This is a genomic window from Acidimicrobiia bacterium (genome assembly GCA_036271555.1).
Taxonomy (GTDB): Bacteria; Actinomycetota; Acidimicrobiia; order IMCC26256; family PALSA-610; genus DATBAK01.
In genome coordinates this window covers 22,555-42,682 of the sequence record DATBAK010000057.1, presented here as the reverse complement: position 1 = coordinate 42,682, position 20,128 = coordinate 22,555, and the positions used below count along the sequence as shown (strand labels likewise).

The 20,128-nt window shown below is 71.6% G+C and carries 21 protein-coding genes; 14 read left to right on the top strand and 7 right to left on the bottom strand.

What is annotated here, in order from left to right; all coding sequences use genetic code 11:
* Positions 1 to 6: 6 nt before the first annotated feature.
* The gene (locus tag VH914_13910) at positions 7 to 651 is read right to left on the bottom strand and encodes a deaminase (protein ID HEX4492300.1); all 645 of its coding nucleotides are present in this window, start codon (positions 649 to 651) and stop codon (positions 7 to 9) included.
* On the bottom strand, positions 648 to 1,163 hold the full coding sequence (locus tag VH914_13905) for a GNAT family N-acetyltransferase (GenBank protein ID HEX4492299.1): 516 nt from the start codon (positions 1,161 to 1,163) through the stop codon (positions 648 to 650). Before VH914_13905 ends, VH914_13910 begins: the two co-directional genes overlap by 4 nt.
* 116 nt (positions 1,164 to 1,279) lie before the next feature.
* Here VH914_13905 and VH914_13900 point away from each other — a divergent pair, with 116 nt between their 5' ends.
* From VH914_13900 to VH914_13860, 9 genes are all read left to right on the top strand, one after another.
* Positions 1,280 to 1,771, top strand: a complete 492-nt coding sequence (locus VH914_13900; protein ID HEX4492298.1) for a globin domain-containing protein — start codon at positions 1,280 to 1,282, stop codon at positions 1,769 to 1,771.
* A 34-nt stretch (positions 1,772 to 1,805) separates the two neighbouring features.
* Complete coding sequence (locus tag VH914_13895) at positions 1,806 to 4,448, top strand: AAA family ATPase (GenBank protein HEX4492297.1); 2,643 nt, start codon at positions 1,806 to 1,808, stop codon at positions 4,446 to 4,448.
* Positions 4,449 to 4,551: 103 nt separating this feature from the next.
* Positions 4,552 to 5,097, top strand: coding sequence for a flavin reductase family protein (locus VH914_13890; GenBank protein ID HEX4492296.1), 546 nt, complete (start codon positions 4,552 to 4,554; stop codon positions 5,095 to 5,097).
* 33 nt (positions 5,098 to 5,130) lie between these two features.
* Positions 5,131 to 6,198 carry a prenyltransferase gene (locus VH914_13885; GenBank protein HEX4492295.1) on the top strand — a complete coding sequence of 356 codons (1,068 nt, stop codon included), beginning with the start codon at positions 5,131 to 5,133 and terminating at the stop codon, positions 6,196 to 6,198.
* Positions 6,199 to 6,211: 13 nt separating this feature from the next.
* Entirely contained in the window at positions 6,212 to 7,123 is a 912-nt protein-coding gene (locus VH914_13880) for a DMT family transporter (protein ID HEX4492294.1), read from the top strand.
* A gap of 67 nt (positions 7,124 to 7,190) precedes the next feature.
* Positions 7,191 to 8,813, top strand: a complete 1,623-nt coding sequence (locus VH914_13875) for a long-chain fatty acid--CoA ligase (GenBank protein HEX4492293.1) — start codon at positions 7,191 to 7,193, stop codon at positions 8,811 to 8,813.
* On the top strand, positions 8,797 to 9,522 hold the full coding sequence (locus tag VH914_13870) for an NUDIX hydrolase (protein HEX4492292.1): 726 nt from the start codon (positions 8,797 to 8,799) through the stop codon (positions 9,520 to 9,522). Before VH914_13875 ends, VH914_13870 begins: the two co-directional genes overlap by 17 nt.
* Positions 9,515 to 10,159, top strand: a complete 645-nt coding sequence (locus VH914_13865; GenBank protein ID HEX4492291.1) for a class I SAM-dependent methyltransferase — start codon at positions 9,515 to 9,517, stop codon at positions 10,157 to 10,159. The genes VH914_13870 and VH914_13865 overlap by 8 nt, the downstream gene beginning before the upstream one ends.
* Positions 10,160 to 10,317: 158 nt before the next feature.
* The gene (locus tag VH914_13860) at positions 10,318 to 10,878 is read left to right on the top strand and encodes a hypothetical protein (GenBank protein ID HEX4492290.1); all 561 of its coding nucleotides are present in this window, start codon (positions 10,318 to 10,320) and stop codon (positions 10,876 to 10,878) included.
* Positions 10,879 to 10,938: 60 nt separating this feature from the next.
* Here VH914_13860 and VH914_13855 read toward each other — a convergent pair whose 3' ends face one another.
* Positions 10,939 to 11,841, bottom strand: a complete 903-nt coding sequence (locus VH914_13855; protein ID HEX4492289.1) for an LLM class flavin-dependent oxidoreductase — start codon at positions 11,839 to 11,841, stop codon at positions 10,939 to 10,941.
* Positions 11,842 to 11,851: 10 nt separating this feature from the next.
* Positions 11,852 to 13,075: an acyl-CoA dehydrogenase family protein gene (locus tag VH914_13850; protein HEX4492288.1), complete on the bottom strand. Its 1,224-nt coding sequence runs from the start codon at positions 13,073 to 13,075 to the stop codon at positions 11,852 to 11,854.
* A gap of 19 nt (positions 13,076 to 13,094) precedes the next feature.
* On the opposite strand from VH914_13850, the gene VH914_13845 reads away from it, so the two are divergent.
* Positions 13,095 to 14,315 carry a CoA transferase gene (locus tag VH914_13845; protein ID HEX4492287.1) on the top strand — a complete coding sequence of 407 codons (1,221 nt, stop codon included), beginning with the start codon at positions 13,095 to 13,097 and terminating at the stop codon, positions 14,313 to 14,315.
* Positions 14,316 to 14,321: 6 nt separating this feature from the next.
* Here the strand turns inward: VH914_13845 and VH914_13840 are convergent, their stop codons facing one another.
* The gene (locus VH914_13840) at positions 14,322 to 14,870 is read right to left on the bottom strand and encodes a VOC family protein (GenBank protein HEX4492286.1); all 549 of its coding nucleotides are present in this window, start codon (positions 14,868 to 14,870) and stop codon (positions 14,322 to 14,324) included.
* A gap of 136 nt (positions 14,871 to 15,006) precedes the next feature.
* On the opposite strand from VH914_13840, the gene pdxH reads away from it, so the two are divergent.
* The 4 genes from pdxH to VH914_13820 all read left to right on the top strand — a co-directional run bounded on the left by pdxH (position 15,007) and on the right by VH914_13820 (position 18,542).
* On the top strand, positions 15,007 to 15,648 hold the full coding sequence (gene pdxH, locus VH914_13835) for a pyridoxamine 5'-phosphate oxidase (GenBank protein HEX4492285.1): 642 nt from the start codon (positions 15,007 to 15,009) through the stop codon (positions 15,646 to 15,648).
* The gene (locus VH914_13830; GenBank protein HEX4492284.1) at positions 15,645 to 16,280 is read left to right on the top strand and encodes a lysoplasmalogenase; all 636 of its coding nucleotides are present in this window, start codon (positions 15,645 to 15,647) and stop codon (positions 16,278 to 16,280) included. Before pdxH ends, VH914_13830 begins: the two co-directional genes overlap by 4 nt.
* Before the next feature lie 89 nt (positions 16,281 to 16,369).
* Positions 16,370 to 16,561 (top strand): hypothetical protein, encoded by a 192-nt coding sequence (locus VH914_13825; protein ID HEX4492283.1) that lies wholly within the window; start codon positions 16,370 to 16,372, stop codon positions 16,559 to 16,561.
* A gap of 76 nt (positions 16,562 to 16,637) precedes the next feature.
* On the top strand, positions 16,638 to 18,542 hold the full coding sequence (locus tag VH914_13820) for a S8 family serine peptidase (protein ID HEX4492282.1): 1,905 nt from the start codon (positions 16,638 to 16,640) through the stop codon (positions 18,540 to 18,542).
* Here the strand turns inward: VH914_13820 and VH914_13815 are convergent.
* The gene (locus tag VH914_13815) at positions 18,523 to 19,476 is read right to left on the bottom strand and encodes an aminoglycoside phosphotransferase family protein (protein HEX4492281.1); all 954 of its coding nucleotides are present in this window, start codon (positions 19,474 to 19,476) and stop codon (positions 18,523 to 18,525) included. The two genes, VH914_13820 and VH914_13815, sit on opposite strands and share 20 nt — an antisense overlap.
* A 77-nt stretch (positions 19,477 to 19,553) precedes the next feature.
* Positions 19,554 to 20,114, bottom strand: a complete 561-nt coding sequence (locus tag VH914_13810) for a hypothetical protein (protein HEX4492280.1) — start codon at positions 20,112 to 20,114, stop codon at positions 19,554 to 19,556.
* Positions 20,115 to 20,128 lie beyond the last annotated feature (14 nt).

Here is a 20,128-nt window from a genome sequence, read left to right as displayed (position 1 = left end):
GCTCGGTCAGCTCAGTGCGAGGAGGTCGGGCCAGAGCGCGTCGAGCGCGTCGGTGACCGAACCGCGGTCGGTCGCGATCGCGGGGAGGTCGGACGACTCCACGACGTCGCGTGCGAGCTCCAAGTGGCGCGGCACGAGCCGATCGTGGAGCGCGACCGCGTCGCTGTCGGGGATCCAGAGCGCGAGCCACGAGAGATGCAGCACGTGTGCGAACGCGCCGATCGGACCGCCGAGGAGCTCGCGCTCGGGCCGGCGCTTCGCGGCCTGCGGCAGTGAGGTGAACCAGTCGTGCATGCCGTCCCACACGGGGTCGGCCGCGGCGTAGCGGACGCGCGGCACCGCGCACAGGATGATCGCGCCCGCGCACATGAGGCACGGCTCGAACGTCGTCGACAACGTGCGACCGTCGAAGCTGCCGTCGGGGAGCGCGGCGAGCGCGCACATCTCGGCGTGCGCGACGCGTGATCCCGCGAGGCCGTCGCCGTCGCGCGTGTCGTGGCGACGATTGCGACCGCGCGCGATGACGACGCCGTTCGCGTCGGTGATCGACGCGCCGACGCCCGCGGACCCGTCGCACCACGACTGCCACGCCTCGTCGAGCGCCGCGGTCCACCCGTCGTCGAGCACCTGCCAGGCTGCGGTCGCGCTCACGGGTTCCGCTCCTCGCTCGTGTCGCGTTCGAACCGCCGGACCATCCACTGCACGACGCGCCCGTCGGGATCGGTGAGCTCGCCTTCGGCCTGTCCGCGGGGCCGGAAGCCGAGTCGTTCGTAGTACGCGCCGAGCGGCAGGTTGTCAGCCGGAACGTCGAGTCGCAACCATCGTCGGTCGCGTTCCCGCACCTGTGCGCTCGCCCATTCGAGCGCGTCGGCACCGAGCCCGCGTCCCGCGTGCGCGCGCCGCACGGCGAGGCGGTGCACGTACCCGGCGTCGGGCGGCTGCTCGCCCCAGAACCTGTGGTCACTCCATTGGAGTGCGAGCGTCGCGACCAGCTCACCGTCGAGCTCGGCGACGAACAGCTCGCCCCGCTCGATCCCGCGCTCCACGATCGCGGTCGGGAAGCGCGCCGGCCAGTTGGCCCGACCGTTCGCGGCGGTCCACGTCGCGGCTTCGGACAGGAGGTCGAGGACCGCGCCGGCGTCGGCGGGTTCGGTGAGGCGCATCCGGATCGGAGCAGGTTAGATGCGAGGCGCTCCCGCAGGAACGGGCGGGTCGCTCTGCGGCCCGGGTGACTTCGTGGCCGAGGCGTCAGGAGCGGCGAGCGAAGCGAGTGCGACAAGTGAAGGTTGAGTATTGGTTGCTCAATGCTCGCGACCGCGCGACCCGCATGCTGCCGGAGATGAACCCCGAGCAGATCGCCCTCGTGAAGACGTCGTTCGCCGCCGCCACCGCCGAGCCCGGTGCCCTCGCGAGCCGGTTCTACGCGCGGCTCTTCGCCGCCGCGCCCGAGCTGCAGTCGTTGTTCACGGCCGAGCCCGCCGAGCAGCAGCGCAAGCTGTCGCTCGAGCTGCTGGCGATCGTCGAGCGGCTCGATCGGGTCGACGATCTCGTCGCGCGGACCCGCGACCTCGGCATGCGCCACGTTGCGTACGGCGCGCGGCCCGCGCACTACGACGTCGTCGGTGCCGCGCTGCTCGGCGCGCTCGGCGACGTGCTCGGTCCGCGCTGCACGCGCGAACTCGCCGCGGCCTGGCGTTACGCGTACAACCTGGTCGCCGAGGCCCTGCAACAGGGCGCCGCGGAAGGCGCCGCGACGAGGGCGGGCGTCTGATCGGCGGCGCCGACCCGCCTGCCAAGATGCGGCCATGAGCGGGTTGGGGGAGCGCTGGCCGATCGTCGGCCGGCACGCGCAGCTCGCGCGCTTCGAGGACGCGCTCGCGGGCGACACGACCCAGGGCGTGCTGATCCACGGACCCGCGGGCGTCGGCAAGACCCGGCTGGCCGACGAGTGCCGCGCCGGCGCCGCGGCCGCCGGCCATCCGACCGAGCGCATCGTCGGCAGCGTCACCGCGGCCGCGCTCCCGCTCGGTGCGGTCGCACCGCTGCTCGGCGCAGGCTTGAGTGCGCCGGTCGGGCGATCCGATCCCGTGCGCGTGTTCGACGACGCGCGGCGATCGATCGCGGAGCGCACCGACCAGCGCCGGCTCGTCACCGTCGTCGACGACATCCACCTCCTCGACGACGCGTCGCTCACGCTGCTCTCCTACCTGCTCGCACGCGACGCGATCTTCCTCGTCGGCACCGTGCGCAGCGGTGAGCCCGTGCCCGACCTCCTCACCGGGCTGTGGCGCGACGACCGCGTCGCCCGCGTCGATCTCGAAGCGCTCTCGCGCGAGCACGTCGACACGTTGCTGCACCTCGTGCTCGGCGCGCCGATGGAGGCCGGTGCCGCGCGGCACCTCTGGTCGGTGACGCTCGGCAACCCGCTCTACCTGCGCGAGCTCGTGCTCGGCGCGCTCGACTCGGGCGCGCTCGTCGACCGTTCCGGGGTCTGGCACCTCGACGTCGACGATCGGCTGCCGAGCAGCGACCGGCTCGTCGATCTCGTCGAGCTCCGGCTCGGCGCGCTGGGTCCGGAGGCGCGCGGCGCGATGGAGCTCCTCGCACTGTGCGAACCGCTGGAGGTCGCGGACGTCGAGCAGATCGCGCCCGTGGGAGTGATCGCGCAGCTGGAACGATCGGGCCTGATCGAGTCGGCGCGTGAGCAGGGCCGCACGCAATTGCGCGTCGCGCATCCTCTGCACGGCGAGGTGTTGCGATCCGAGTTGCCGATGCTCCGACGCGTCGAGTTGCTGCGCGCGCAGGTCGCGCGGCTCGAAGCGCGCGGGTTGCAGGGGCCGGACGACCATCTGCGGTGCGCGCAGTGGCGACTCGAGACCGGCGACGAGGTCGATCCCGAGCTGCTCGAGCGCGCCGCGCACGTCGCCCGCTACGCGCACGCCTTTCGCCTCGTCGAGCGGTTGGTGCGCGCGATCCCGCCCGCGCGCCGCGGCGTCGAGACGCGGCTGCTCCTCGGTGAGGTGCTGTACGAGCTCGGCTCGTTCACCGAAGCCGAATCGGTCCTCTCCGAAGCGCACGTCGACGCGCAGACGGACGCAGAGCGATTGCTCATCGTCACGATGCGGACGAAGAACCTCCAGTTCGGGCTCTGCGACGCGGCGCGCGCCTTGCGGGTGAACCACGAGGCGTCGGTCGGCATCACCGATCCCGAGCTCCGTCAGGAGATCGAAGCCGACGACGCGGGCATCCGCCTCTTCGCGGGTCTACCGCGCGAGGCGATCGAGGTGCTCGAGCGATTGAAAGGTGGCGACCTCCGCACGCGCGTCGTGCGCGCGATCGTCCTCGCGCCTGCACTCGCGACGGTGGGACGCACGCTCGAAGGCGCGCGCGTCGCCGAGCGCGGGTTCGCCGAGCACCTCGAGCTCGGCGACGACCTCGCGATCGCGCATCCCGGGATCCACGTCGTGAACCAGGTCTTCGCGCTCGCCGACGCCGGCAGCTTCGAGGCCGCCGACCGGCTCGGCCTCGCGGGCGCGGAGATCGCGGCGACCGAACGGATTCCGATCGCGCAGATCTGGTTCGCGGTGAACCTCGGCCGCATCGCGGGGATGCAGGGACGGCTCGCGACCGCACGCACGCGCTACGTCGAGGGCGCGGGTCTCGCGGAGGCGCACGGCTTCGCGGGACCGCTGCGGCTCGCGCTCGGCGGCGTCGCGTATCTCTCGGCGATGCTCGGCGATGTGCGCGCCGCGCGCGACTCGCTGGCCCGCCGCGACGCATTGCCCGTCTTCGGGTTCCTCGCGCCCGAGCAGAAGCTCGCCGACGCCTGGGTCGCGTGGGCGGGCGGCCGTCCGTCGGATGCGATCGCGATCTTCGGCGCCGCGGCGGAGGACGCGGCCGCGACCGGTCACATCACCGCGGAGTCGACGCTGCTGCACGACCGCATGCGCGTCGGCGGCGAGGTCGACGCGACGCGACTCGCCGCGCTCGCGGCGCAGAGTGACTCACCGTTGCTCGCGGCGCGCGCCCGTCACGCGGCCTCGGTGGTCGCCGCGGACGGCGACCTGCTGTCGGCATCGGCGGTTGCGTTCGAGGAGCTCGGCGCGCTGCTGCTCGCCGCCGAGGCGTTCACCGCGGCCGTCGACCTCTACCGCCGGCAGGGCGACCAACGCGCCGCGACCGCGAGCGCGAACCGCGCCCGCGCGCTGGCGCAGGAGTGCGAGGGCGCGCAGACACCGGGCCTCGTGCAGACCGACACGATCACTCCGTTGTCGCGGCGCGAGCGTGAGGTCGCGCTGCTCGCGGGGCAGGGGCTCGCGAGCAAGGAGATCGCGGCGCAGCTGTTCCTGTCGGTGCGCACGGTCGACAACCATCTCCAGCGGGCGTACACGAAGCTCGGCGTCACGAGCCGCGCCGGGCTGGCCGAGGCCCTCGACGCAACCGTTTGACGCGCTCGTCCCTCCACCGCCCGGGTACGACATCCGTGGCGCATGTGATGCGAACGCATGACCAGGGCCCGGGCGGAGGGTGCCGCGACGTACGCTCGGCTCCATGCCGGTGAAGGAAGGTCCCGTCCCGCCGTTTCCCGACGGCGCCGACCCCGACGAGTACGACCGGCTGCGCCGGCGCGTGCTCTGGACGATGCCGAGCGGTCTGTACGTCGTCGGCTCGACCGACGGTGTCGACCGTCGCAACTTCATGACGCTCAACTGGGCCACGCAGCTCGCGTTCGAGCCGAAGTTGCTCGGTATCGCGGTCGTGCAGGACGCGTTCACGCACGAGCTCATCACCGCGGGTGGCGTCTTCGCGCTCAATCTCGTCGACCGCGAGGACCGCGCGATCGTGCGGAAGTTCACCAAGCCGCTCGAGGCCGACCTCGAGCAATCGACCCTCAACGGCTTCGGCTTCCACACCGCGACGACGGGCGCGCCGGTGCTCGACCAGGCGGCCGCGTTCCTCGACTGCGTCGTGACACAGAGCCTGCCGATGGGCGACCACACGTTGTTCGTCGGCGAGATCGTCGACTCCGGTTTCCTGCGCGACGAGGGCACGCCCGTGCTGCGCATGGAGGACACGAGGATGAACTACGGGGGCTGACGCACCGTCGGACCCGGCCGTAACCTGTCGGTCATGACCGACGTGAGTGTCCCCACGGGGTCGACGGGAGCCACGGGATCGGCAGGATCGCCGGGATCGGTCGAGCGGCCGCAGAGCCTCACGAAGCGGTGGCTCTACGTGCTCGCCACCACGAACCCGCCGCGCGGCGAGCTCGACCCGGTCTCGAAGTGGCTGTACCTCACCCGCGCGGGCGTGTTGCCGATGACGCTCGTGTCCGCCGCGCTCGCGGGGCTGCTCGCGGCGTTCCGCAACGCGTCGGTCGCGTGGGGATGGTTCGCGCTCGCGGCGGTGGGTCTCGTGCTCGCGCACATGGCGAACAACCTCATGAACGACCTCTTCGACCTCGAGGTCGGCACCGACACCGAGAACTACCCGCGCAATCTCTACTCGCCCCATCCGGTGCTGTCGGGCACGATCTCGCGCCGGGGCCTCGCCGGGTGCGCGCTCGTCGTCAACACGCTGTGCCTCGCGATCATGCTCGTGCTGTTCGTCGCGCGGGGCGCGCCGATCCTCGGCTTCGCGCTCGGCGGGTTCCTGCTGTCGCTCGCGTACACCGCGCCGCCGTTGCGACTGAAGAAGCGCGGGCTCGGCGAGCCCACGGTGATCGCGGTGTGGGGTCCGCTGATGGTCGGCGGCACCTACTACGCGGCGACCGGCGCGATCCCGGGCGCGGTGATCCTCGCGTCGTTGCCGTACGCGATCCTCAGCACGACCGTGCTCATGGGCAAGCACATCGACAAGCTCGCCTGGGACGCGCCCGCGGGCACGCACACGCTGCCGGTGATGCTCGGCGAGGCCCGCGCCCGCGTCGTGACGCGGGGCATGTTCGTCGCCTTCTACCTGTCGGTCATCGCGCTCGTCATCGCGCAGATCCTGCCGATCGGCACGCTGCTCGTCGTGCTCTCGCTGCCGATCGCGCGGAACGTGTGGCGCGCGTTCGGTGAGCCGAAGCCGGCGGAGTCGCCCGTGCCCAACCCGGTGTGGCCGCTCTGGTTCGCGCCGAACGCCTTCATCCTCACGCGCCGGGCCGGCGGCCTGCTCGTGCTCGGGATGATCCTCGGCGTGATCGTCAACCATTAGCGCGCGCCGACGCGTGTCCGACCGCAACCGCGCCGCCGGAGGCGGCCGTGATCTCGCGCTCGCGATGCTCGCGGCGTTCTGCTTCGGCACCACGATCGTCTTCCAGCGCGCGATCGCGAAGGACGGCACGACGTCGGCGACGGCGCTGAGCATCCGGTTCGGGATCTCGAGCGTCCTGCTCGTCGCGAGCCTGCGCGCGACGGGACGTCCGTTGCTCCCACCACCCGGCGAACGCGTCCGCGCGCTCTTCCTCGGCATCGGCCTCTACACGTTCGAGTCGACGTGCTTCTACCTCGCGCTCGAACGCGGCACCGCCGCCGCGGTCGCGCTGCTCTTCTACTCGTATCCCGCCGTCGTGAGCATCATCGACATCGCGCTCGGCGCGCTGCGTCCGAACCGCGCGATCGCGGCCTCCCTGAGTCTGTCGATCGCGGGGAGCGTCATCGTCGCGGTCGGCGGCGGCCACGTCGCGATCACGCTCGGCGGCGTCGGCTTCGTCCTGTGCTCGGTCGCGCTGTTCTCGACGTACGTCGTCGCCGGTCACCGCGTCATCCCGCGCACCGACGCGTTGACGGCCGCCGCCTGGACCGCGATCGGCGCCGCGATCGGCGTCACGATCCTCGGTGTCGGGCAGCGTTCGCTGCACGCGCCGACGCTGCGGGCGTTCGGTGCGATCGCCGCGACCGGCACCGCGACCGCGATCGCGTTCACGCTCTTCTTCGTCGTGCTCGCCCGCCTCGGACCGTCGCGCACGGCGATCGTCATGGCGCTCGAGGCCATCTTCGGCGTCGTGCTGTCGGCGATCTTCCTCGGCGAGGCGCTGCGGGCGGTCGTCGTCGTGGGCGGCGCCGCGATCCTCGCGGGTGCCGTGATCGCCGCCGTCGCCCAGCCTGCACCCGACCAGGAGGCGGCCCCGCCGCCCTGACCGCCCACCGGCATCCGCGGCGGGCTCCACAGCGAAATACTCTCGGCCACCGACTCGGGGGGAACCGATGATCACGTCGACGATGCAGGAGTTCCCGCTCACGACGACCGCGATCATGCGGCACGGCGCGAGCGTGCACGGCGCGAGCGAGTGCGTCACCTGGACCGACACCGGTGCGCGCCGCGCGCCCTTCACGGAGGTGGTCGCCAACGCGGGCCGGCTCGCGAACGCGCTGCGGCGACTCGGCATCGAGCCCGGCGATCCCGTCGGCACGTTCCTCTGGAACTCGCAGGAGCACCTCGAGGCCTACTTCGCGGTGCCGTCGATGGGCGCGGTGCTGCACACGCTCAACATTCGCCTGTTCCCCGAGCAGCTCACGTACGTGATCAACCACGCGCGCGACCGCGTCGTGATCGTCGACGACTCGCTCGTGCCCGTGCTCGCGAAGGTCGCGGCCGAGCTCGAGACCGTCGAGCGCTTCATCGTCGTCGGCGACGGTGACGCGTCGGCGCTCGGCGATGTCCTCCGCTACGACGACCTGATCGCGAACGAGTCACCCGACTACCACTGGCCCGAGCTCGACGAGGGCACCGCCGCGGCGATGTGCTACACGAGCGGCACCACCGGCAATCCGAAGGGCGTCGTCTACTCGCACCGTTCGACGTTCCTCCACGCGCTGTCGGTCACGACCGGCAACGCGATGGCGCTCACCGATCGCGACCGCGTGCTCGCGATCGTGCCGATGTTCCACGCGTGCGCGTGGGGCCTGCCGTACGCGGCGTTCTTCAGCGGCTCGAGCCTCGTCATGCCGAGTCGCTTCCTGCAGGCCGAGCCGATCACGACGATGATCCGCGAGGAGCGCGTCACGTTCTCGGGCGCGGTGCCGACGATCTGGGCCGACATCCTCCGCTACGGCGAGGAGCACGACGTCGACCTCTCGTCGGTTCGCATGGTCGTGTGCGGTGGCTCGGCGGTGCCGCGCTCGCTGATCGAGAGGTTCGAGCGCGGCCATGGTCTGCGCATCGTGCAGGGCTGGGGCATGACCGAGACCTCGCCGCTCGCGGCGGTGGGCCACGCGCCCGCGGGCGTCGAGCTCGGCACCGACGACGAGATCGACTGGCGCGCGAAGACCGGCCGCGTGATGGGTGGCCTCGAGCTGCGCATCGTCGGCGCCGACGACGAGGTGCTCCCGTGGGACGGCGAGGCGGTCGGCGAGATCGAGGTGCGCGGACCATGGGTGACGGCCGGGTACTTCGAGGACCCGTCGCCCGAGAAGTTCCACGACGGCTGGCTGCGCACCGGCGACGTCGGCAGCGTCGACGCACGCGGTTACATCCAGATCACCGACCGCTCGAAGGACGTCATCAAGTCGGGCGGCGAATGGATCTCGTCGGTCGAGCTCGAGAACCTCTTGATGGCACACCCCGACGTGGTCGAGGCGAGCGTCGTCGGGATCCCCGACCTGCGCTGGGACGAACGCCCGCTCGCGTGCGTCGTGCGCCGCGGCGGCTGCGACACCGACGCGGCCGCGTTCGCGACGTTCCTCGGCGACCGGCTCGCGAAATGGCAGGTGCCGGAGTACTGGGCGTTCATCGACGAGGTCCCCAAGACGAGTGTGGGAAAGTTCGACAAGAAGGTGCTGCGCGCGCAGCACGAGAAGGGCGACCTCACCGTTGAAAAACTGGGCTGAGCAGGCTCGTAACCGTGGTGGCACCCCGAGCGGGGTCGACGCCAAGCCCGCGGCCACCGTCGCGGTGCTGCGCGACGGCGAGCACGGTCTCGAGACGCTGCTCCTGAAACGTTCGTCGAAGCTCGCGTTCCACGGCGGCGCCTGGGTCTTCCCGGGTGGCCGCATCGACGACGGTGACTGGCACGACGGCGACGACATCCTGCGCGCCGCGACCCGCGCCGCGGTGCGCGAGACGAAGGAAGAAGCGGGCATCGACATCGACGTCGACTCGCTCGTGCACCTGTCGAACTGGACGACCCCCGAGATCTCGCCCAAGCGCTTCGCGACGTGGTTCTTCGCGGCGCCCGCGGGCCCCGGGATCGCGGAGGCGGTCGCCGACGGCGTCGAGTCCGACGCGGTGCGTTGGTTCCGTCCCGCCGACGCGTTGACGGCGCGCGCCGCGGGCGAGATCGAGCTCGCGCCCCCGCAGTACGTGACGCTGCTCTGGCTCTGCGAGCACGCCGACGTCGCCGCCGCGATCGCCGGCGCCGCGGTGTCGGAGCCGACCGACTTCACGCCCCGTTTCCACTTCGTCGAAGGCGGCGGCGCGATCTGCGTGTACACGGGCGACGTCGCGTGGGACGACCTCGCGCTCGTCGACACCGCCGGTCCGCGGCACCGGCTGCGGATGCCGGCGAACTCGGAGTGGGTGTACGAGCGCGATGCGTAGCCGGCATGTCGACCGCTTCAACCACGACACCGAAGTCGTCGGCTACGACGACGACGTCGCCGACGAATCCAACCCGATCCGCAACGGCTACGGCGCGACGCTCGACTGGGTGATCGAACGCGCCGCGGTCCGACCCGACGACGTCGTCGTCGATCTGGGCACCGGCACCGGCAATCTCGCCGCGCGCCTGGGCGCGCACGCGCGCCTCGTGTGTGTCGACGTGTCGAGCGGCATGCTCGCCGTCGCGCGCGACAAGCTCCCGACCGACACCGAGTACGTCGAGGCGGATCTGCTCGACTTCGGCGACCGCGCGCCCGAGTGCGACGTCGTGGTGAGCACGTACGCGATCCACCATCTCGTTGCCGACGAGAAGCGCGCGCTGCTCGCCGCGGTGTTCGCGCGCATGCGCTCGGGGGGCCGGCTCGCGATCGGTGACCTCATGGTGCCGGCGCGTGCGTCGATCGCGGATGTCCGCCGGGAGCTCGCCCACCCCGACGTCGAGCAGCTCTTTGCCGACGAGTTCCCGTGGTTCGTCGACGAGGCACTCGCCGACTTCGAGCGCATGGGCTTCGAGCACGTGGACGCGCAGCAGACCGGCGCGCTCTCCTGGGGCCTCGCCGCGCGCCGGCCCGCCTGACCTGCCAGAGTCGCTTCTGAGGCGGTTGTGAACCTTTGACCACACCTGCGGGCGACGCTCCGCGATGTCGGGTTTCGACCCACAGGATGAGGTGTATTCGGTCGGCGATCGCGGTATCAATTCCCTTCGACCTGACTCCGGGGGAAGGAATACAGCGCATGCGCGTATGGACGAAGATGTTGCTCACGACCGCCTTGGTCGCGCCGATGGCGATGACCGTGGTGGGCACGGGCGGAGCCGCGAACGCGGCGGCGGCTGGAACCAGCTGTAAGACGGCGAAGGGCACGGCGACCTTCAAGCCCGCGTTGCCGGCCGTCGGATCGACGCAGAAGGTCAAGCCGACGATCACGGTGAAGAACGCCAAAGAGAGCGGTTGCAAGGGCGGCGGTGTGAAGTCCGGCACCTTCAGCTCGACCGTGAAGTTCCACACCGCGACGAACTGCCAGATCCTGCTCGAGGGCAATCCCTCGCCGAACCCGCCGTCGGGCACGATCACGACGAAGTGGAACACCGGCGCCACCTCGACCGCGAACGTCACGCTGAACACGGTGAGCGGCAACGCGACCGAGACGCACGTGTCGGGCAAGGTCACGAAGGGTCTGTTCAAGGGCCTGACGCTGGACTCGACGCTCCAGTTCACCCCGACCTCGGGTGAGTGCACGTCGAAGCCGCTGTCGAAGGTCACCTTCACGAACGTCGGGAACACGACGATCAGCTAGCGGAACTGCACACGGAAGTGCGATTGGGGCCCCGCTTCGGCGGGGCCCCGCCGCGTCCGCTCACGTTTGGATCGGCAGCACCTCGGCCGCGAGCTCGGCGAGCTCCGCGTCCCAGCTCGACGGCAGCGGGTGCGCGAACGGCACGAGCACGAGCTTGGAGAAGCCGACGGCGACGTAGCGCTCGCACGCCGTGCGCACGCTCGCCGCGTCGGTCTGGATGAGCTCGTGCGGGTCGACACCGGGATTGCGCTGCGTGATCGCGGCGGCGAGCGCGTCGGGTACGCCGTCGCGCGCGTAGAACACCATCGCGCCGAAGTGCTCGTCGTCGATCGCGCGCCCGGCCGCGTCGGCCGCGGCCTCGATCACGGGCCGCCCCGCTTCGCAATCGGCCGGCGTCGAGAAGCTCGCGAGCCAGCCGTCACCGAGGCGACCGACGCGTCGCAGCTCCGACGGCGCACGCCCACCGAGCCAGATGTCGGGCGGTTGCTGCACCGGCTTCGGCAGTACCGACAGACCCTCGTAGTGGAAGCGCGGGCCGTCGTGATCGACGCGGTCCTCGGTCCAGAAGCGCCGCAGCAACGGGAGTGCCTCGTCGAACCACGGCGCCCGTTCCTCGCGCGTGACGCCGAACGCGGCCTGCTCGTTGCCGGCGACGACGCCGAGCCCGAAGGCCGGCAGCACGCGCCCGCCCGAGAGCACGTCGAGCGTCGCCCACGACTTCGCGAGCAGCGCGGGGTTCCGGCCCGGCAGCACCTGCACGCTCGTGCCGAGCTTCAGCCGCGCGCTCCGACCGGCCGCGATCGCGAGCCCGACGACGGGATCCGGCGACGGCGCCCCAATGCGCTCCGAGAGCCAGAGCGAGTCGAAGTGGTGCGCGTCGAGCGCGTCGACGAGCTGCGCGAAGCCCTCGGCGTCGCCCGCGGCGGCGTTCGCACCGAGACCGAAACCGACTCGAACCTTCACGGCTGCTCGATCACGACGACTGCGAGCGGAAGATCTCGTACGGCCGCAGCTCCCGCCGCGCGATCTGCTGCAGGTGCACCTCGTCGGGACCGTCGACGAGATGCAGGGTGCGCGCGTGCGCGTACATCGACGCGAGCGGCCAGTCGTCGGTCACGCCCGCGCCGCCGAAGATCTGGATCGCGCGGTCGATCACGTCGGTCGCGAGCCGCGCGCCGATCACTTTGATCGCGGCGATCTCGAAGCGAGCGGCCTTCTTGCCCGCGGTGTCCATGAGCCACGCGGCCTTCATCGTGAGGAGCCGCGCCTGCTCGATCTGGATGCGCGACTCCGCGATCGTCGCCTGCACCACGCCCTGTTCGGCGAGGTAGCGACCGAAGGGTTGGCGCATCTGCGCACGCGTGCACATCAGGTCGATCGCGCGCTCGGCCATCCCGATGGCGCGCATGCAGTGGTGGATGCGGCCGGGACCGAGACGCGCCTGCGCGATCGCGAAGCCCGAGCCCTCTTCACCGAGCAGGAACTCCTTCGGCACGCGCACGTTCTCGTAGAGCGTCTCCGCGTGGCCCGGTCCCTCGTCGTGGCCGAACACCGGCAGGCCCCGCACGACCGTGACGCCCGGCGCGTCGAGGGGCACGAGGATCATCGACTGCCGGCGATAGGGCTCGGCGTTCGGGTCGGTGACTCCCATCACGACCGCGACCTTGCAGCGCGGGTCGAGCGCGCCGCTCGTGAACCACTTGTGCGCGTTGATCACGTAGTGGTCGCCATCGGGCTCGATACGGCTCGAGATGTTCGACGCGTCGGACGACGCGACCCACGGTTCGGTCATCGCGAAGCACGAGCGGATCTCGCCCTCGAGCAACGGGCGGAGCCACTGCTCGCGCTGCGTCTCGGTGCCGAACTGGGCGAGGATCTCCATGTTGCCGGTGTCGGGCGCGGAGCAGTTCGTCGCCTCGCCGAGCAGCGGCGAACCTCCCATCTGCTCGCACAGCGGTGCGTAGTCGGTGTTCGACAGCCCCGCGCCGTACTCGGCATCGGGCATGAACAGGTTCCACAGCCCGCGCGAGCGCGCCTCGCGTTTGAGGTCCTCCATGATCGGCGGCGCGAAGCGGATGTCGCCCGAGTCGCGCCGCTGCTGGCGGTAGATCGGCTCCGACGGCCGCACGTGCTCGGCGTCGAACGCCTGCAACCGTTCGAGCAGCTCCACCGAACGGGGAGTCGGGTTCAGGTCCATGGTCGGTATCTTGCCCGCGATGACGACCACCGACGAGGCCTCCGACGGCGCGGGTCCGCTCGCCGGGCTACGCGTGCTCGAGCTCGGCAGCTTCATCGCCGGGCCGTTCGCGGGGCAGCTGCTCGGCGACCTCGGCGCCGACGTCGTGAAGATCGAGCCGCCCGGCGCCGGCGATCCGATGCGCGCCTGGGGCGAGTGCATCGACGGGCGCAGCCTCTGGTGGCCCGCGATCGCGCGCAACAAGCGGTCGGTCGCGATCGACCTCCGCGATCCGCGTGGCCGTGCGGTCGTGGCGCGTGTCGCCGAGCAGTGCGACATCGTGCTCGAGAACTTCCGTCCCGGCCTGCTCGCCGAGTGGGGCATGAGCTACGCCGAGCTGAGCGCGGCGAACGTGGGCATCGTGTTGGTGCACGTCTCCGGCTTCGGTCAGACCGGTCCGCGCGCCCACGAACCGGGCTTCGGCTCGATCGGCGAGGCAATGGGCGGGCTCCGCCACACCACCGGCGACGCCGACCGGCCGCCGGCGCGCGCCGGCGTGAGCCTCGGTGACGCGCTCGCGGCGCTGTTCGCCGTGATCGGCACGCTCGCCGCGATCGCCGAGCGGTCACGCTCGGGCCGGGGTCAGGAGGTCGACGTCGCGATCTACGAGTCGGTGCTCGCGCTCATGGAGTCGACCGTCGCCGACTGGGAGCTCGCGGGCGCCGTGCGCGGCCGCTCGGGTGGCGTGCTGCCCGGTGTCGCGCCCGCGAACGCGTACCCGACCGCCGACGGGCGCGATGTCGTGATCGCCGCGAACGCCGACGCGGTGTTCGCCCGGCTCGCGACCGCGATGGCGCGGCCGGAATGGGCGACCGACGCGCGCTACGCGCGCCACGCGGCCCGCGGTGCGAACCAGGTCGAGCTCGACGCGGAGATCGCGGGGTGGACGGGCGCGCACCCGGCCGACGAGATCCTGGCGCGTCTGCGCGAAAACTCAGTGCCGGTCGGGCTCATCAACACCGCTGCCGACATCGCGGTCGACGATCACATCGCGGCGCGCGAGATGATCGTGCGGCTCGCGGCCGGCTTCGAGCGTGCCGTGCCGATGGCGGGTGTCGTGCCGAAGCTCGCGCGCACGCCGGGCTCGATCCGCAGCGTCGGTCCCGCGCTCGGCGAGCACACCCATGTCGTGCTGCGCGCGCTCGCCGCGTTGGGCGACGAAGAGATCGCCGCGTTGCGCGCCGCGAACGTGATCGCGTAGCGCGCGCTATGCGACGGGCGCGGCCTGGTACTCGGCGGCCGCGTACGCGATCGCGTCGGGCGGCTCTTCGTCGAGCGCGGGCTTCGTCGCACGGATGATCGCGTCGGCCTCGGCGCGGTCGGCCGCCGTGAACGGCGCGGTCGTCGTACAGAACTCCACGGCGATGCCGTTCGGGTCGTCGCAGTAGATCGAGGTGCACCAGCCGTGGTCGATCTCGAGCACGTCGTAGCCGTTCGCGAGCCAGCGGTCGCGGCGGCGCGTGATGTCGTCGAGGTCGGCGGCGGCGAACGCGATGTGGTTCACCCACGACGGCAGGCCGAGGCCCGTGGAGATCGCGGGCGAGAAATCGGGCGGGATGCTGTCGTCGTGCAGGTCCCAGATCGCGAACATCTCGCCGTTGCCGGTGTCGTAGAACAGATGCCGCGCCCACCCGCCGGTGCCTTCGGGCGTCGGCGCGGCGACCGCCTTCACGAGCTCGAAGCCCATGGCCTCGGTGTAGAAGCGGTGCGTCGCGTCGAGGTCACGAGTCGCGATGGCGAGGTGATGAAAAGCCATGTCTCTCCTGTCGCACTCGCTCGGTGGCGGGGTACCCGCCGCCGCCCTTCGGGGCGCTCGCCGCTCCGGACGCGGATGGGAGTGAATCGCCCTGGTGCGGAACGCCGCGCGGAAGTCTCGCACGTAGAGTTCGCCGATGGTGCGGCCCGTGGATGAGCTGCGAGCGGAGCTGCGCGCCGCACCCCTCGACGTGGCCACGGTCGCGGCCGATCCGCTCGAGCAGTTCCGGGCTTGGTTCGCCGAGGCGCAGGCGGCCGGCGTCGACCAGCCCGAGGCGATGACCCTGGCCACCGCGGGTGCCGACCGCCGGCCCTCGGCGCGGGTCGTGCTGCTCCGCGGCCTCGACGCGCGCGGCTTCGCCTTCTACACGCACCTCGAGAGCGAGAAGGGCGTCGACCTGCGCGAGAACCCCCGCGCCGCGCTCGTGTTCCACTGGCACGAGGTCACGCGCCAGGTGCGCGTCACCGGCCCGGTCGCCCGCGTGCCCGACGAAGAGGCCGCGGCGTACTTCGCGACCCGTCCGCTCGGGAGTCGGATCGGCGCGTGGTCGTCGCCGCAGAGTCAGGTGCTCGGCGATCGCGCCGAGCTCGAACGGCTCGTCGGCGATACAGAAGCGCGCTTTGCGGGCGTCGATCCGCCGTTGCCGCCGTTCTGGGGTGGTTTCGTCGTCGGACTCGAGACGCTCGAGCTGTGGCAGTCACGCGAATCGCGTCTGCACGATCGCGTCCGCTACCGCCGTGCGCCGGACGGCTGGATCGTCGAACGGCTCGCACCGTGACCGCGGGCGCGTCTCTGTTCCTCAGCGCCGCGCTGCTGTTCGCCGCGCTGAACTGGTTCTCGAAGCAGCGCGCGATCAAGGTGCTCGAGTACGTCAGCAAACCGACGACGTTGACCCTGCTCGTGATCGTTGCGGTGCTGATCCATCCGACCGACGGCGGTGTGCGCGCGTGGTTCGTGGCCGCGCTGGTGCTCTCGCTGCTCGGCGACGTGCTGTTGATGCTGCCGAAAGAGCAGTTCGTCGGCGGGCTCGCGGCCTTCCTGCTCGCGCACGTCTGCTACATCGCGGGCTTCGTCGCGAGCGGCGTGCACTGGTGGGCGGTCGCGCTCGCGCTCGTCGGCACCGCGATCGTCGTGGCGCCGGTCGCGCGTCGCATCCTGCGCGGCGTCGGCGCGACCGAGCCCGGGTTGCGCCCTCCGGTGGTCGCGTACCTCGTCGTGATCGCGACGATGCTCGCGTGCGCGATCGCGTCGGGGAACGCGTTCGCGATCGCGGGCGCGGCGCTGTTCGTCACGTCCGATTCGATGATCGCGTGGGACCGCTTCGTCGGCCCCTTCGCCGCCGCGCCGGTGGGGATCATGTACACGTACCACGTTGCTCAGGGCTGCTTGGTGCTCTCGCTGCTGCACTGACAACGGCCGCACGATCTGGAGACGACATGCGTCGATCGATTCACGATGCCCGAGACGACCACCCGAGCGGAGACGAGGAGCGCCCGCCCGTGTCGTGGGCGGTCGCGCTGAGCGACGACTGCGAAGGCTGCGGCGAGGGCGAGGCGCGGGTGGTGCTCACGCTCGAGGAGATCGGCCGCCCCGGCACCGGCGTGGTCGCGCACCTCGCGCCGGCGACGGCCCGGCGGCTGCGCACCGCCATCGGTGACGCCCTCCGTGAGATCGGCGCGGAAGAGTCCTGAGATTTCTGACGCTGAGAGTGGCTGAAGTGGCGCACTTTGCCTCCAGTCGACCACAGAGGGCGCCGATGCCACCCACATGGCTCGGGAGGGACGCGCGATCCGTGGTCGTCGGTGGCTCGTGGCCGGCGCGGTCGCGCTCACGGCCAGCCTCCCCACCGGCGCACACGCCCTGACCGGCGGGAGCGGCGTCGCCGCGGGTCCCGCGGTCTCGATGTACGCCGTCGTCACCGACGGCTCGAACGTGAAAGTCGAGCACTTCACCGCCGCGAACGCGGCGGCCGCGCAATCGATCCAGGCCGACACCGCGAGCGCCGGCAACGAGATCGTCGGCGTCGACTCGCCGGTGCACTCGCTGGATCTCGGCGACCCGTACCGCGCGTCGCAGTGGGCGCTGCCCGACGTCGGCTTCCCGGACGCGTGGCCGCTGACGCAGGGCGCGGGGGTCACGGTCGCGGTGGTCGACAGCGGCGTGCTCGGCACGCACGAGGACCTTGCGGGCTCGGTGCTCTCGGGCGCCGACTTCGTGAGCCCCGGAAACGGGTGGAACGACCGGCTCGGCCACGGCACGTTCGTCGCCGGTCTCATCGCCGCGCACGTCGGCAATGGTCGCGGCATCGCGGGTGCGGCGCCGAACGTGAAGATTCTCCCGGTGCGCGTGCTCGACAGCGGCGGGTCGGGCACGAGCGCGAACGTCGCCGCGGGCATCGTGTACGCCGCGAACCACGGCGCGCACGTCATCAACCTCAGTCTCGGTGGAACCGGCGCGGACCCGGGAGAGCGCGCCGCGGTCGACTACGCGATCTCGAAGGGCGCGGTCGTCGTCGCCGCGGCCGGCAACTCGGGTCAGACGGGCAGCCCCGCGATCTATCCCGCGGCCTTCCCCGAGGTGCTCGCGGTCGGTGCGGTCGACTCGCACAACGCGCACGCCGCGTTCTCGAACGTCGGCTCGTACGTCGACGTCGTGGCGCCGGGCGTCAACGTGCTCTCGACGTACAACGGGTCGACGCACTCATACGCCCAGGGTGAGGGCACGTCGTTCGCAGCGCCGTACGCGTCGGCCGCGGTCGCGCTCGTCGAAGCGTCGAACCCGAAGCTCGATCCCGTCGGTGTCACGAGCTTCGTCGAAGGCACCGCGATCGATCTCGGACCGCGCGGCCGCGACGCCTGGTACGGCGCGGGTCTGGTGTCCACACGCCTGCTCGTGCACGCGACCGCCGCCGCCGACGAGGGCTCGGGCTACTGGGTCGTGACCGCGAACGGCGCGGTGCACGCCTTCGGCGGCGCGCACGACTACGGCGACGTCGCCGGGCGCGTGTCGGGGGCGATCGTCGCGTCGGCGCGCACGCCGTCGGGCCACGGCTACTGGCTCGCGAGCGCCGACGGGTCCGTGTACGCATTCGGCGACGCCCGCTACGCCGGCTCGATGAACGGGCGGCATCTCAACTCGGCGATCGTCGGCATGGCCTCGACGCCGACCGGCAACGGCTACTACCTGCTCGGGCGCGACGGCGGCATCTTCACCTTCGGCGACGCCCACTTCTACGGCTCGACCGGTGCGATCCACCTCAACGCGCCGGTGCTCGACATGACGGCGACCGCCGACGGTCACGGCTACTGGATGGTCGCGGGCGACGGCGGCATCTTCACGTTCGGCGACGCGTCGTTCCACGGCTCGACCGGCGCGATGCACCTGAACTCGCCCGCGATGTCGATGACGGCCGCCGACAGCGGCGGCGGCTACTGGATCGTGGCGCGCGACGGCGGCATCTTCACCTTCGGTGTGCCCTTCGCGGGAAGCGTGCCGAACCTCGGCATCAGTGGCGTCGACGGTGTGCGCATCCGCGCGATGCCGAGTGGTCGCGGGTACCTCGTGTTGAGTGGTGGCGGGGGCGTCTACAGCTTCGGCACCGCGCGCTTCTTCGGCTCCGCGTCGGCGTCGGCTTACGCGCCGGCCGTCGACCTCATGACGCTGGGCTCGTAGCCGTCCACTGCCCGGCGACGGCGAGCATGCGGGCGCCTTGCTCGAGCGCTCCGAGGTCGAGCAAGAAGAGTCCGGTCGAGACGCGCTCGACGAACGCCCACTGCCAGATCTTGTCGGCGTCGACGCCGGCTCGCTCACCCAGTCGCTCGCACCAGGCGCGGCCGTGCCGAGTCGGGTCGTCGCTCGCGAGCAGCTCGTCGGTCCAGCCGCGCAGCGGGATCCCGAGGTCGTGCGCAGGCTCGGAGCGCATCGCGTCGGGATCGATCAGGCGGAAGCCGCCGTCCGGTGCTTCGAGCACGTTCGCGTGGTGGCCGTCGCCGTGGATCAACACGGTGTGATTCGCGTCGAAGTCGTCGCGGCGCGCGTGCGCGTACTCACACGCCTGACGGATCGTCGCGGTCGCGCAGGGACGGTCGAGCGCCTCCCAACGCGTGAGCACGAACATCTCGAGGAACTCGGCCTGCTCGAACCCGGTGCGCAGGAGCGGGTCGTCGGTGACGGGTCGCCAGACCCCGCGCAGCGTTTCGACGATCGCGTCGAGCTGCGCCTCGACCGGCAGCCCGAGCGACTGCAACGACCGTCCGAGTCGTTCCTGCAACACCGCGCGCCGGTCGACGGCGGCGCGCAGCACGCGCACGAAGCCCCGGCCCGCGCCGAGCTCGAGACCGTGCAGCTCCGTCGCGAAGGGGGATTGGCCTTCGAGCCCGTCGGGCATCGCGACCTTGAGGATCGCGTCCTCGCCCGTCGTTGCGATCGTTGCGGGTGCGACGAACGCGCCGCTGCCACCCGCCATCGGCGCGCCGACGTCGAGCTGCCAGTCGGTCGCGAGTGCGTCGACGATCTCCGGCAGGTCGCGCAGCCACCGCTCGCCCTCGCCGCCGAGCGCACGCGCCTTCTGCTGCACCAGCTCCGGCAGCTCGATTCGCGGCTTCACCCGCTCAGTCTGCGGCGCCGACTCCCTGCCCGGCCTTCATTTGTTGCGTATCTGCAACATTCAGAGGCCGGCGTCGGTCAGCCGTGGCGCGGCAACGGTCGGAACGAGCGCACCGTCTCGGCCTGCCACGCGCTCTCGGGCCAGCCGCCCTTGCCGCGGATCGTGTGGATGCGATCGAGGTACGCGACCGCATCGTCAGGGTCGTGGCCGAGCAGCACGAGCGCGGTGCCGAGCACCGTGCCCGCGCGCCCGCGTCCGCCGCGGCAGTGCACGACGACACCGTTGCCGGCGCGCACCGAGTCGACGACGGCCATCGCCGCGTGCCGGACGCGGATCACCTCTTCCTGCGGATCGTCGGGCGTGACCCCGGTATAGAGATCCTGCAGCGCGATCGTCGTGATCGACAGCGGCGCGGGATCGTACGGCGGCGCGTCGTGCGTGAGGCACACGACGTGCCGCAGCCCTTCCTTCCACATCGCGTCCCAGTCGACGCGTGCCGGATACGCCATGCCCGCGAGCGCGACCGGCGCCCGCGCGAGGAAGTACAGCTCCGCCGGCATCGCCATCGGCCCGACGAAGCGCACCTCCGACGCCGGCGGCAGCAGCCGCAGCTGTAGCTGCGGCCGTTCGTCAGCCACGGATCACCGGCCTG